This is a genomic window from Thermus antranikianii DSM 12462 (genome assembly GCF_000423905.1).
Taxonomy (GTDB): Bacteria; Deinococcota; Deinococci; order Deinococcales; family Thermaceae; genus Thermus; species Thermus antranikianii.
Map to the genome: position 1 here is coordinate 10,586 of NZ_KE384104.1, position 12,912 is coordinate 23,497.

Genomic DNA, 12,912 nt, shown 5'->3' on the forward strand with positions numbered 1-12,912 from the left:
GTCTGGGCGAACCGCCTTGCCTTTGAGGAACCGGTCATACCCCTCCCGGGACACCTGGGTGGTGAGATCGCAGAGAAAGTCGGTTAAGCGGTAGACGAGGTGAGTGGATCGCTCCGTACCAAAAGAGCGCCCTATCTCAACAGTGCTATGCGCAGTGCATACCACAACGGGAATAGGAACCAAAAAACGCACCACACGAGCCAGAAGGTTGGCATGGATCATGTGCGCATGGAGCACTTGGGGCCTAAACTCCCTGACCAAACGGGCCAAACGCCAAACGCCCCGGAGGCTTGGCTTACCCCGGAGCATACTGAGGGAATGCACCGGGATATCAGACGATGCCAGTTCCCCCTTAGGCCCTTCGGAATCTGGGGGGATCATAGACACCACCTCTACTTGCCAACCTCGAGCCTTCAAACCTTTAGCCAGCAGGACCACTTGGCTCTCTGCCCCACCCCGACCTAAACCGGTAATCAGAAACAACACCCTTCTAGAACCTAGACTCATAACCCTCTTTCACCCTCTTTCAGGCTCCGTGGTTTTAGGAGAAGCCGGACACCTGCAAGCAAAACCAGTCCAGTTATTGCATAATAAACGGCTTCCTGAAAGGACCAGGCTAAATCAATTCTGTTGAGGTTGAAAGCTTGGGGGAGAAGCAAAGCGTAAACAATACCCCAAGGTAAAGGCCTTCTACTTGCACACGATCCAAGGCAGCCGCTTACCCATCCTAGGATGAAAAAAAGGGGAAGAGGTGCCCAAAAACCTCTGCCAAAGTTAAGTACAGCCTCAGCCAAGGGGCTCAGGCCAAAGCCTACTGGAGCCCCGAAGTATGGAGCTAAATAATTTGTGTAAATGTAATCACTAAACTGGAAGCCGAGGGTCTGCCACTTATCTCCGGGGTACAAGCTACGGGGCAGGAGATTGGGCAGAGAAAACAAATAGCTATACCCTCCCAGAGGAGCCTGGGTGGTGCTCCACCAGGCGGGGTCCGTAAGTGTGAACACTAGAGTAGTATAAGGTCCCATAAACTCGGTAGACGATGGTGTAAACCAAGACCAAGATACATTTTCGCTCACCCAAGCGAAAGCCTCACCCAGGCTTAGCGAACCTTGTAAAAGCGGCGTAAATAGCCAACGAATTCCTCCAAAAAAAGAGGAGAGGATATATAGACCAAAAAACGCGAGAAATGCAGACCATGAGAGACGAAGGGTAGCGCCCCGAACAATAAAAAAACTCCCCAACGCCACCAAAAGAGTATAAAGAATAAATCTACGATCCCCTTGAATCAAAAGATAAGCAACCCATCCAAAGAGAAGTAACCCTAACAGTAAGCCACGTATAAACCTGTGCCTGCCGGATGACCACCCCACTATAGCCAGAGCCATGCCTGCAAAAACCAGCGGCGCAGCTGGCAAACTTCCCCTCGTTGTGGCAAGTCCATAAAGCCGTTCCACCCTGGGAGTTAAGAGCCCCTGCAACCCACCCACCCTCGTCATGTCATAAAGCATCAAGGCCAAACCCAAAAGTAAAGCCCCAACCCCCACCCAATAAAAGGAGGAGGCTTCTCTAACATACTCCCCTTTGGCAAACAGCTTTACTCTTGGCTTTATAAAAGGCAGCGCATACCAAGACCCTAAACCAAAGGCAAAAGCAACCAGCGATACACCCCCTAAGAAGGCAATCTCTTCTAATGGGAGCTCTTGGCTCTGAATGATCATTCCCAGAATCTCCCCATGGCTGGGCGACACCCCCAGTAGGGCCTCAAGGGTTGGACTACCCACATATGCAACAAAAAAAGTTGCAAAAAGAACAGGCCAACTTAGCAAATTAGCCTTTTCCAAGCGTACTATCAAAACCCATGCTACGCCCATGGCTCCAAGCCCTAACCCTACCGCCACTTCTCTGTTCCCGAGAAGATGAGCAAGTTGAGATGTGGTCAATAGGCCAAGGGAAAGGAGAAAAAGGATAAAGAAAGAAACTGTGGATAATCGGGGCTTGCTTATCACGTATTCACCCCCCTAAGAGTTGCCAATACTCTTGGATTGCCCTATCCACGCCAAACCGCTCTAAGGCTACTTTTCGCATGAGCTCCCGCTCTTCTGAAGGCGGTGGGTTCTCTAGCACCTCCTGCATAGCGTTGGCAAGCCCAACCTCATCATCCACAGCCACCAGCTGGCCCCACCGCCCCCCTTCCAGGATCTCGCGGGGACCGAAGGGACAGTCCGTGGCCACCACGGGGGTACCGAGGGCCATGGCTTCTATCAGCACGGTGGGTAGGGCCTCATACCGAGAGGAGAGAACAAGGGCGGCCGCTTTACGCATGAAAGGATACGGATTGGGCACAAAGCCTGGTAAGGAGACATCTTCTGAAAGACCCAGCTCCCCAACAAGGGCTTCCAGAAACCCCCGTTCCTGCCCCTCGCCCAGGATGAGCAAGCGGCTTGGTACCCGCCTTCTCACCCTGGCAAAAGCCCGCAGGAGTAAGGAAAAGTTCTTCTCCCTTGAAAGGCGCCCCACTGCAAGGAGGACCGGCGGTTGGTTTGGTGCAAACCAAGGATGCGAAAGCACCTCCTCTTCAACATCCGCCTTCCTAAACAACCCTTCACTCACCACAGGGTTGTAAATCATCCGAACCTTATCCCGTGGAATCCGGAAAACCTCCACCAGCTCTTCAGCAAGCCCCTTGGAAACCGCCACCACGCCTTGAGCCTTAGGGTATACCCAGGGCAAAAGGGCATGGGCTGCCCTTTCCCTGAAGGAAATCGTACCCAACCGGCTTTCTTTAAGCGGGGTATGCTCAACCACGAACACCTGGGTCGGGACCTGGGCCAGGCCTCTGGCCCAGAGGGCTAGGATATTGGCGTGGCTCAAAGAAGAGAACAAGGCCTTGGGCCTTTCCCTTCTAAGGTACGCCACCAAGGGAACCAGGGAAAAGAGCACACGGGGCGCTTTCAAATCCACCACCCTAACCCCCTTTGGAACGGCCGAGAGGTAAGGCCCTTGCGCCTGGGCCAAAACAAGATCTACCTCCGCGCCCCTTTCCTTAAGGCCCTGGGCCAGGAGCAAGCTAACCCGTTCGGCTCCGCCACCCTCGAGGGAAGGTAAGAAAAGCGCCACTTTCACCTGTCCACCCCTCTACTCTAAAGCCCGGAAGTCCACAAAACCCTGACAAGCCTTTTAGGGCAAGCGAAACCAGAAAGTAAGCTCCCACAATATTTAACCGCGTGCTGCTCTAGGTTCCACCCACCCTTGAACTTCACTTCCTCACCTATTTTTGAGATCTATCCTACCTAATTTCCCTGTTAGCGCATGCCACATACCTAGGAGCCTGAGGGTTACCCTCGTCCATCGATCCTGCTCATACACCAAGTCCCCCAAGCCCTCACGAAAATTCCTTGCTATGTAAGCCACCAAGCTCCTCATGCGCGGTTTTGCGTATGGAGTCCACAAAATTGTCCAACCCCAGTTTCTCACGCCATAGTAGAGCTTCCATGCGGGGGCATCCACCCTCAATTTGCTCCTTCCTAAAAAGGATACCTTTTTACGTCGACCGAGGTTATCATGGACAACCACCGAGCCAGGCACTAACAACACCTTTATTCCCTGCTTTCTTATCCTAAGAGCATACTCAACATCATCAAACCAAATGAAGAATTCCTTCCGGGGAAAGCCAACCCTCTTCACCACTTCCCTATGGAACAAAGGTCCTACAAACGCGAATATTTCCACGCGTAAAGGGGTGTGGGTAAGGGCCTCCAGATTATCTGCCTTATACCCACCCTTCCAATACCCCGCACCATACCTGTGTCCCTCCGAGCTTTGGAGAAGAGGGACCAACACCTTTGCTTCCCCAGCTCTTTCCAAGAGGAGGGCAAGGGCATCCGCCCTAGGAAAGGCATCATCATCCATCACCCATATCCAGTCATACCCTGCTTCATAAGCCCGCTTCATCCCCTCATGGAAGCCCCCAGCTCCCCCCTGGTTCTCCGGCAGGGCCAGGACCTCCACCTGGGGGAATTCTTCCTTGAGCATCTCCCGGGTCCCGTCGGTGCTGGCGTTGTCCACCACCAGTACGTGGTCCGGGGGCCGGGTCTGGGAAAGAACAGCCTGCAAACACTCCCGCAGGAGCTCCTTGCGGTTGTAGGTCACGATCACCGCACAAACCCTATCCACGCGCCACCTCCTCAAACAGCTTCAGGGCCCTGGCCACCGCCTGGTCCATGTTGTAGTAGCGGTAGTCCCCAAGCCTCCCCGCAAAGAGAACCGTCTTGAGTTTGGCCGCCTCCTTCTGGTAGAGGGCGAGCCTTTCCTCGTTCTCCTCCCGGGGCACCGGGTAGTAGGGCTCGTTTTTCCCAGGCTCGTAGGCCTCCGGGTACTCGTAGACCACGGTGGTGTGGGGCAGGTAGGCCTGATGGGTGAGGTGCTTGAACTCGGTGATGCGGGTGAAGCCATGGTCATTGGGATAGTTCACCGTGCCCACCTCTTGGAACCAGGGCCTCTGGTGGTGTTCAAAGGCAAAGCGTAGAGAGCGGTAGGGCAGGGGCCCGTGCAGGTAGCCGAAGAACTCGTCCATGGGCCCGGTGAAGATGAGACGGTCAAAGCGCACCTCCCCCTCCACCTCCTTCCAGTCCGCCCCTAGGAGCACCCGGATGTTGGGATGGGCCAGCATCCTCCGGAAAAGGGCCGTGTACCCCTCCTTGGGCATGGCCTGGTAGGTATCCTGAAAATAACGCTCGTCGTAGCTCACCAGGATGGGGACCCGGGCGGTGACCGAGGGGGAGAGCTCTTCCGGCTTCAAGCCCCACTGCTTGAGGGTATAGCCCTCAAAGACGTTCTTGTAGACGTAGTCCGCCAGGAAGCGGAGGTCGGGGTCCTGGACCTCCTTGAGCTTTAGGATGGAAATGCGGGCCCCGTAGCCAAAGTGGGCGATAAGCTTCTCCTCCAGTAGGTCCGCAAGCCTCTCCGAAAAGAGCCGCCTTAAGGAGGCCAGGCTGAAGGGAAGGGGGATCTCCTTGCCCTCCACCACCGCCCGCACCCGGTGGTAGTAGGGACGCCACTCGGTGAACCGGGAGAGGTAGTCCCATACCTTCTTGCTCTGGGTGTGGAAGATGTGGGGGCCGTAGCGGTGGACCAAAACCCCGTGCTCGTCGTATTCGTCGTAGGCGTTCCCCCCCATGTGGAGCCTCCGGTCCACCACCAGGACCTTCTTGTCCAGCTCCCTAGCGATGCGCTCCGCCAAGGTAGCCCCAGTGAAGCCAGCGCCCACGATGAGGTAGTCCACCTTCATTGGCCACCTCCCTGAAAGGCGAAGGGGTCTTGGCGGCTCCTCTTCAAATACAGCCACATCCCCAGGGTGACGAAAAGCTCCGAGACCACCACCGCCAGGGCCATGCCCACGTGGAAGAGGCGGGGGGCCAGGAGCAGCGCCAGTCCCAGGTTGAAGAGCCCAGCCCCCACGATGATGGCGTTGAAGGGGCGGTCCAGGCCCAAAGGCAACATCCACTGGATACCCAGTACGTTGGAGAGGGCAATGAGGGGTACCAGGAAGGCCAGGAGGCGCAAAGCCAGGACCGCGGGGTCATATCCCTCCCCCAGGAAGAGCCTGACCAGGAAGGGGGCCAGGGCAAAGACCAAAAGCCCCAGGAAAAGCCCCGAAAGCCCCATGGTCCAAAGTCCCAACCGGGCTAACCGGGCCGCCTCCGCAGGCGCACGCCGAACCAGGTGGCTTAGCCTCGGGTAAAGGGCCTGGCTCACCGGGGAGAGAAGCCCCAAGACCGCCTTGCTGATCTTCTCCGCCCCGGCGTAGTACCCCACCACCTGGGGCGGAGCAAAAAGGCCTAGGATGAAGGTATTTCCCAGGGTGTAGAGGCTCACTGCGCTGCGGAAGAAGAACATGCTCCACCCCAAGCGGAGGGCTTCCAAGACCCCCTTTAGCGTTGGCAGGAACAAAGGCACCTCCCGGTAGGCGAGGTAGAGGGCCAGCAAGGTAGCCAGCAAGGAGGCGCCCCCTTGTAGGGCAAGGACCTTCCAGGTGTCGGAAGGACCCTTTACCCAAAGGAAGAGGAGAAGCAAAACCAGCCCCTTGGCCAAGACCTCCAGACCGGCCACCAGGCGCATCCGCTCGAGCCCTTGGAAGTACCAGACGGGGCTAAAGGCGGTGGCCAAGGCCCAGAATACCCCGGCCCACAAGACCTGGGGATGGTCACGGAAGGCGGGGATGAACCCTCCCACTAAGAGGGCTACCCCTATGGCCAAAAGGCCAAGAAAAGCCTTAGCGCCCAACACCGAAGCTAAAAGCTCGGCCCGCCCCCTCAAGGAATCCCGGGCCCTAGCCACCTGGCGGGTGGCGGAAAGGCTAAAGCCAAACTCCACTAAAAGCTGAAGGTACCCCCCAAAGGCTTGGGCAAAGGCCAATAGGCCCCACTCCTTGGGCCCCAAGACCCGGGCCAGGTAGGGCACGGTGAGGAGGGGAAAGAGGTAGTTAGCAATGTGGACTCCATAAAGGGCCAGAATGTTGGTGGCTAAGCCCCCTGAGGCGGACTTGCCAACGAGCGCTTTGGTCAACCGCTCGGGGCTGGGAAAAAGGGAACGCAGAAAACCCTTCATAATGCCCTGAGGATATTGTCCCGAAGTCTGCCGCTTAAGCTAGCCCGGAGCTGTAAAGCCGTCTGGCTCCCTTAAGATCCACATGTCCTCGGCTCAGTGCCTTCCGAGCGGCGATCTTGGCCTTCCGCTCCTTCGACAAAGTGGTTGCTAAGTGTTTAGGCATCTTCCTTCCCCCGAAAAAGATTATCACGGCTCCCGAGTATCCTTGGCTTTCCATAACCCCTAAAGCCTAAAATGCAATGCATGCGGAGACTCTTGGTCTTGGGGTTGGTTTTAGGCCTAGCCCTCGCTTCTCCCTGCAAGGAAAGGCCCTACACCCTGGAAACGGAAGAGGGGCTTCTAGGGGGCCAGGAGATGAGCTACGACGGGGAGGTCCTGGTCTTTGAGGGCCGGGCCTGCTTGGAAAGGGATGGCCTTTACCTGGAGGCCCCCGTGATCCGCTACCTGGAAGGGGAAGGAAGCTTCCAGGCGGAAGGCCTAAAGGGCGAGGCCGAGGGCTGGCGGGTGGAGGCCAGGGTGCTCTTGGGAAAGGAACTCAAGGAGGTACGCCTGGCCCAGGGGCAGCTGAAGGCGGAGGTGGCCTCGCTGGCCCTGGGAACTCCCTTGAAGGGAAGGGGCATCCTTCTGGAAAGCCCCGCCTACCGGGTGCGGGCGGAGGAAGCCACCTTCACCCGGGAGGAAGCCCAGCTCAAGGGCTTCCTGGCCACCCCCTGCCCTTGCGGGGAGGATGTGCGCCTGGCCATGGAAGAGGCCACCTTCCTGGTGCGAACCGGGGAGCTTAAGGGAGACGCCACCTTGGGGCTTTGGGGCCTCGAGGTTCCCCTGGAGGAAGCCCGGGCCAACGTGAACCGGAGGCCCGACCTCAAAAACCCCTTGATCCTTTCCAGCTCGGATACCGGGGGCTGGACCCTGGGCCTACAGGACTTTCCCCTCCCCAGGCCTGGCGATGAGATCGGGCAGTGGCCAAGAAGGTTCACCCTTCTGGCCTCAGGCCTGGGCACTTCCCAAGAAGCCCTGCGCCTGGGCCTACGGGAAGGCGGCCGGGGTGCCGAGGTGCAGCTGGGCTACGCCCCCTGGGTTAAGGCCTACTGGGACGACCTCCTCTTCGCCGCAAGCCCCAACCCTCCCGACGCCGACACCCCCAGGCTGGAAGCCCGCTACACCCCCACCTTCCGTTTGGGAAACCTCACCCTAAGGCCCTTCCTGCGCTATGCGGAAACGGCAAGGAGCCAGGGGACCACGGTGGGCCTCGAGGGGGGGTACCGGGAAACCCTGAAGAAGGGGCCCTTTAGCCTTACCTTTAGCCCCAGCCTCCTATTCGCCTTTTACCCCTTCACCCCTTACGCCCCCTACCTGGCCCTGGGGGGAAGCCTGGAAGGCCTGTTCCGGGAAGGGGACCTCAGCCTGCGGGCCAGCTATGCGGGGAGGCTCGAGCCCCTTTCCCCCATGCCCCCTTTCACCTTTGAGCACCGGGACGAGTTCCAGCGCCTAAGCCTGGAGGGGCGGTATGGACCCTTTGGCCTTCGCTACACCCTGGAAAACCCCTTGGGCCAGCGGCTGGACCGCCTGGAAGGGGAGTTCCAAGACCCTGGCCTTGGCACCTTCCGCCTGGGGTACGTGCGGGGAAGCCTGGAGGAAGTCCGCCTGGGCTACGCCATGCCCCTTCCCGAGCGCACCTGCTGCCAGGCCCTTTGGCTTGCCCCCGAGGTGGGGCTTAACCGGGAGGGCCTCACCCGCCTTGGCCTCACCTTCCGCTACTACGACGGCTGCTTCGCCTACGAGGTGCGCTGGCAGAACATCCTGAAGGGGCAGTACAGCGAGGCCACAGGGCAGAGCCTCTCCTTTGGCCTTTCCCTGCGGTAGACTAAGGCCATGCCCGAGGTGGAGGGGCTAGGGGAAAGGCTGGAAAAGCTGGAGGGGGTGGTGGAGGCCACCATCCGGGTGCTCCCCCCCTTGGTCCAGGACCTCTCCCGCCGCATAGACACCCTGCGGGAGGAGGTCAAGGCCGAGCTTCGGGAAACCCGGGCTCACATGGAAGGCCGGCTTGGGTCCTTGGAGAAGCGTTTGGGCGAGTTGGAAACCAAGCTGGAGGCCCGGCTTGGTTCCATGGAAAGACGCTTGGCGGAAGCGGAAAACAGGCTGGAGTCCCGGATGGACCAGATCCAGGTCCGCCTTGAAGGGCAGATCCAGCAGACCCGCCAAGAGCTAGAAGGCCGGATCCTCCAAACGGAAGGCAAGTTGGAGGCCCAGATCGGTCAAGTCCAGGGGGCGCTAGAGGCCCAGCTTAGGCGCACGGAGGAAAAGCTCGAGGGACAAATCCACCAGCTGGACGGGCGTCTGGAAACCCACATCCACCAGGTGGAAGAAAAGCTGGAAGCCAGAATCAGTCAGGTCCAAAGCCAGCTGGAAGGGCAGATCCACCAGGTGGAAGAAAGGCTGGAAGCCAGAATCAGTCAGGTCCAAAACCAGCTGGAAGGGCAGATCCAGCAAACCCGCCAGGAACTGGACACCCGGATGGGACAGCTGGAGACCAGGCTGGAGGCCCTGCGGCAGGAGGTTAAGGCGGATATCAGCACCGCCTTCAACAAGGCCATGCTGGTCTTCACCGCCATCGGGGTGGTTTTGGCCCTGCTAACCCTTCTCCGCTAAGGCTCCACCCGCAAGGCCCGAAGGAAGAGGTTCCGGTCCTCAGGAGGGCGGTAGAGGTCGTTGGTGAAGGCCAAGGCCAGGGTTCCCCTGCCGCTGGTCGTCACCCAGACCTCCCTCACCCCCCGCACCTCCCCCTGCCAGAGCACCCGGCTTCCCTCCACCACCAGGGCGTAAGGCCCTTTCCCCTGGGCCAGGGTGCCCTCGAGGAGAAGCCCCACCCGCGCCTTCCGGCAAAGGGGGATTTCCACGGCTCCGTTGCTCCATAGCTCCGCCCTTTCGGGAAGAGGGCCGGGCAGACAGGCCTCCTGGGCGAGGGGGGCTAGGCGGAAGCCCCGGTCCAAGGACCAAAGGGCCAGGGAAAACCCGAGGGCGAAAACCCCAAGGCCGAGGAACCAGGCCAAGCCCCTCACCGCCTCACCTCCCTCTCCAGGACGTAGCGGGGCTTAAGGGCCAGGCGGTGCTGGCTGAAAAGGAGGATCCGAAGCCGGTACTCCCCGGGGGGAAGGTCTTGAGGAAGAGGGAACACAACCAGGCGATCCCCGGGCCACTCCCAACCCAAGCGCTGGCAGCCCTTTTGGCATAGCCACACCTGAACCCGGTACCCCTCAGCCCCCGCTAGGCGCAAAAACCCTACCCCCTCCTGGGGGAAGGCCAGGTAGGCCAGGGCCGGAGGAGGCGTAGGCGGCCTGGTGGCCAGGTAGAGGAAGGGCAGGGACCAAAGAAGGGCCGCCGCCCCGGCCAGGCCCAAGGTGGCGGGAAGCCTCACCCCCCGGGCCAGGGCCATCCCCCCCACCAGGAAGAAGATCTCCCCCCGGAAGGGGCTCGGAACGCTGAAGGGATTATCCGTCATCCCCATGGCCACAAAGGCCAGGAGGAGGGAGAAGAGAAGCCCTTCCCCCCAGGCCGCCGCCAAAAACCCCCCCACCAGGAGGAGAAGCCCTACCCCACCAAAGATCCCGCTTTCCCCCAGGGCCTGGAGGAGGTGGTTGTGGGCGAAGCTCCAAAGCCCCCCCAAGGGCTTAAGCCAGCCGGGGCAGGTGAGGCCGCGGGCCTCGAGGAGGGGAAAGAGGAAGCACTCCCCAAAGAGGGTTCCCTTCAGGTAATCCCCCAGCACATAGGGCCCTACCCCCGTCCAGGGATGGGCCTGGTAGACCTCGTAGGCCCTGAGCCATAACCCCTCGCGCCCCGAGAGGTGGGCCTGGAAGAAGCGCTCGGAGATAGGGGTATCCAGGGTGGAGGCGGCGAAGAGGACAAGACCCGCAAGCCCCAAGGCCCAAAGGCCCCGCCCCCGGAAAAGAAGCCCTCCGGCTCCTCCGACAAGCAGGGCCAGCATCCCCCCGCGGCTTGCCGAAAGGAGCAAGACCGCACCCCCAAGAAGGCCCAAAAGGAGGCGGAAGGGCCAGGGGTAGCGAAGATACACGGCAAGGAGCACCCCCATAGCCCCCATAAACCCCAGGCCCACCGGGCTATGGAAGGGATGCATGAGCCTCTGCTGCACCGCCTGGTCCCCAAAGGTGAGGTAGGTGGCCACGAAGGCCGTTATGTAGAGGAGAAAAAGCCCATATCCTAAGGGCTTCAAAGCCTGGGTAGGGGAAGAGGCTCCCGCGTAAAGGGCCACACCGGCGCCCACCAGGCCCAGGACGTAAAGGACCCGGCCCAGGGCCAAGGGAAAAGCCAAAGGCTCTGGGGCCCCAAGGGCGGGAAGGAGGACGGAAAGGGCATAGACCCCCAACAGGCCCAAGGCCCAAGGGGAAAGCCGCCGCAGGTGGCCCAAAAAGAGGGGGGCCAAAAGGGCGAGAGGGGGAAAGAGGGGAGCCAGGGCCAAGGCGAAAGGCAAAAGGCGCACGGGGGACAATATACGCCAAGGAAGCCTTAAGGCGCTCCTCAGAACTCTCGGGTAAAGTACGTGCCATGAACGGGCTTAGCCGCCTTCTTCTCACGGCCATCCTTTTCCTGGCCGTTGCCCTGGGGGCCCGCTTCGCCGCCTTCAGCGTGGAACCCTTCGGCACCCAGCGGGTCAACCTGGACACCGGCGTCACCACCCTCCCCCAGGGGGGCATCCTCACCGACCACGAAAACGGCCTCCGCCTCAAGGCGGGCTACCTCGAGTACAAGGAGGGCAGCTTCGTGCGGGCCCGGAGTGCCGAGCTCCTCTCGGAGAAGGAAACCTTTTTAGCCCAGAGCCTCGAGCACGACATCCCCAAGCAGGAAGCCCGCTTTAAAGGCCTCACCTTCAGCAACCCCGACTTCAAGGGCCTGAAGGCGGAAAGGGCCCTGGCCCTCTTCGCCGAGAACATCGTGGTCCTGAAGGGCAGGGTCCAGGCGGAAAGCCCCAGGCTCCAGGCGGAAACCCTGGTGGTGAACCTGAAGGACCAGGAGGCCTTGGCTCTCGGAAGCTTCACCTACCAGGAGGGGAAGGCCACCCTGAGGGGCCAGGGGCCAAACGCCCGGCTATACCTGCGCTTTGCCTCGGGAAAGGTCCAGGCCAGCACCAAGGTGCCCCCTAGCGCAAGCCCCCTGGCCCAGTACGCCGCCCGCCTCCCATGACCCTTTACCGGCACATCCTGAAAGAAAGCCTCCCCGTTCTGCTCCTGGCCCTTCTCTTCCTCACCGCCGTCTACCTCTTCGGCTTCTTCTACGCCGGGGCCCGCTGGCTGGAGGGGGTGCCCCTCATCAAGGTGGCCCGCTGGCTTTCCTACCACGTGCCCGGGGTCCTGGTGCAGGTCTTCCCCATCGCTTTGGTCACCACCACGGTCCTGGTCTTCGGCAGGCTTTCCGCGGAAGGGGCCCAGTTCGCCCTCCTCTCCGGGGGGGTTCCCCTTTGGCGGGCGGCCCTGCCCCTTCTTGGGATAGGCGCTTTGCTGAGCGGGGTGGCCCTTTACCTCCAGGAGAGGCTGGTCCCCCACTACAACGAAAAGGTGCGGGTGGCCTGGTGGGACGAGATCCACACCCAAGGGGCGGGGCTTTTCCGCCTAAAGGGCCTACAGATCCCCATCGGCCAGGGGCGTAGCCTCTACTTTGAGGACTTTGACATGGGGACAAAGGAGATGGTGGGGGTGCGCATCGCCTCCTTCCGAGGGGAGGAGGGCACCTTCCTCTTCGCCGAGCGGGGAAGCTGGGAGGACAAGGTGATCACCTTAAGGGATTACCGTTTCTACCGCATAGACTTCGGTGAGGTCCCCGGGCTGGAAACCGCCCGGGACCTCCTGGCCCAGACCCGAAAGGTATTCCGGGTGGTAAGCCAGGGAAAGGTGCTGGAGGTGGAGTCCGACCTCTCCCGGGCCCGGGCCATCGCCGACTACGCGGACACCTTCAGCTTCGGGCAGGATAGCCTTTCCCAGGCCTGGGCCAAGATCCAAGACCCCTTCTTGGCCCCCTTGGAGAAGTGGCGGGCCCGGCTGGAGTTCCACTCCAAGCTGGCCCTGCCCCTGGCCAACCTGGTCCTGGTCCTCCTGGCCGCGGCCATGGCCCTGAGGTACGGCCGGAGCACCGGGCTTGCCTTGGGCCTAAGTGTGGTCCTGGCCCTGGGGTACTACGGGGCCTTCTTCCTGGGCCGCTCCCTGGCAGGGATTGGGGCCCTTGCCCCGGAGGCGGGGGCCTGGGGGGCGAACCTCCTCTTCCTCCTTCTGGGCGTGAGGGCCCTAAGGTAAAAGCGCA

General features: G+C 60.7%; 12 protein-coding genes. 4 read left to right on the plus strand and 8 right to left on the minus strand.

Annotated features, from left to right (window positions below; all coding sequences use genetic code 11):
• The 6 genes from G584_RS12575 to G584_RS0111295 all read right to left on the minus strand — a co-directional run.
• Positions 1–507 (minus strand): glycosyltransferase (locus G584_RS12575; protein WP_157626434.1); only part of this gene is annotated, 507 nt, incomplete at its 3' end.
• Complete coding sequence (locus G584_RS12760; RefSeq protein ID WP_157626428.1) at positions 504–2,006, minus strand: hypothetical protein; 1,503 nt, start codon at positions 2,004–2,006, stop codon at positions 504–506. The genes G584_RS12575 and G584_RS12760, both read right to left, overlap by 4 nt.
• 4 nt (positions 2,007–2,010) lie before the next feature.
• Positions 2,011–3,123: a glycosyltransferase gene (locus G584_RS0111280; RefSeq protein ID WP_028494678.1), complete on the minus strand. Its 1,113-nt coding sequence runs from the start codon at positions 3,121–3,123 to the stop codon at positions 2,011–2,013.
• Between the two features lie 141 nt (positions 3,124–3,264).
• Positions 3,265–4,173, minus strand: coding sequence for a glycosyltransferase family 2 protein (locus tag G584_RS12305; RefSeq protein WP_051209290.1), 909 nt, complete (start codon positions 4,171–4,173; stop codon positions 3,265–3,267).
• On the minus strand, positions 4,166–5,287 hold the full coding sequence (gene glf, locus G584_RS0111290) for a UDP-galactopyranose mutase (RefSeq protein ID WP_028494679.1): 1,122 nt from the start codon (positions 5,285–5,287) through the stop codon (positions 4,166–4,168). Before glf ends, G584_RS12305 begins: the two co-directional genes overlap by 8 nt.
• Positions 5,284–6,606, minus strand: a complete 1,323-nt coding sequence (locus G584_RS0111295; RefSeq protein ID WP_028494680.1) for a flippase — start codon at positions 6,604–6,606, stop codon at positions 5,284–5,286. Before G584_RS0111295 ends, glf begins: the two co-directional genes overlap by 4 nt.
• A 243-nt stretch (positions 6,607–6,849) precedes the next feature.
• On the opposite strand from G584_RS0111295, the gene G584_RS0111300 reads away from it, so the two are divergent.
• Positions 6,850–8,469, plus strand: coding sequence for an LPS-assembly protein LptD (locus G584_RS0111300; RefSeq protein ID WP_028494681.1), 1,620 nt, complete (start codon positions 6,850–6,852; stop codon positions 8,467–8,469).
• A gap of 9 nt (positions 8,470–8,478) precedes the next feature.
• A complete protein-coding gene (locus tag G584_RS0111305; RefSeq protein ID WP_028494682.1) occupies positions 8,479–9,255 on the plus strand; it encodes a hypothetical protein in 777 nt (258 codons plus the stop codon).
• On the opposite strand, the gene G584_RS0111310 is transcribed toward G584_RS0111305, so the two are convergent.
• Together G584_RS0111310 and G584_RS0111315 are read right to left on the minus strand one after the other, a co-directional pair.
• Positions 9,252–9,656, minus strand: coding sequence for a hypothetical protein (locus G584_RS0111310; protein WP_028494683.1), 405 nt, complete (start codon positions 9,654–9,656; stop codon positions 9,252–9,254). The two genes, G584_RS0111305 and G584_RS0111310, sit on opposite strands and share 4 nt — an antisense overlap.
• Positions 9,657–9,661: 5 nt before the next feature.
• Positions 9,662–11,101: an O-antigen ligase family protein gene (locus tag G584_RS0111315; protein WP_028494684.1), complete on the minus strand. Its 1,440-nt coding sequence runs from the start codon at positions 11,099–11,101 to the stop codon at positions 9,662–9,664.
• 65 nt (positions 11,102–11,166) lie between these two features.
• Between G584_RS0111315 and G584_RS0111320 the strand changes: the two genes are divergently transcribed.
• Together G584_RS0111320 and G584_RS0111325 are read left to right on the plus strand one after the other, a co-directional pair.
• Positions 11,167–11,802, plus strand: a complete 636-nt coding sequence (locus tag G584_RS0111320) for a hypothetical protein (protein ID WP_028494685.1) — start codon at positions 11,167–11,169, stop codon at positions 11,800–11,802.
• Positions 11,799–12,905, plus strand: coding sequence for an LptF/LptG family permease (locus G584_RS0111325; protein WP_028494686.1), 1,107 nt, complete (start codon positions 11,799–11,801; stop codon positions 12,903–12,905). Before G584_RS0111320 ends, G584_RS0111325 begins: the two co-directional genes overlap by 4 nt.
• The last annotated feature ends 7 nt before the right edge of the window (positions 12,906–12,912 follow it).

Bases quoted from the DNA above. Each gene is read 5' to 3' on its own strand.
- glf (WP_028494679.1), bottom strand. From the start codon at position 5,287: ATGAAGGTGGACTACCTCATCGTGGGCGCTGGCTTCACTGGGGCTACC.
- G584_RS0111320 (WP_028494685.1), top strand. From the start codon at position 11,167: ATGAACGGGCTTAGCCGCCTTCTTCTCACGGCCATCCTTTTCCTGGCC.
- G584_RS0111325 (WP_028494686.1), top strand. From the start codon at position 11,799: ATGACCCTTTACCGGCACATCCTGAAAGAAAGCCTCCCCGTTCTGCTC.
- G584_RS0111295 (WP_028494680.1), bottom strand. From the start codon at position 6,606: ATGAAGGGTTTTCTGCGTTCCCTTTTTCCCAGCCCCGAGCGGTTGACC.
- G584_RS0111305 (WP_028494682.1), top strand. From the start codon at position 8,479: ATGCCCGAGGTGGAGGGGCTAGGGGAAAGGCTGGAAAAGCTGGAGGGG.
- G584_RS0111300 (WP_028494681.1), top strand. From the start codon at position 6,850: ATGCGGAGACTCTTGGTCTTGGGGTTGGTTTTAGGCCTAGCCCTCGCT.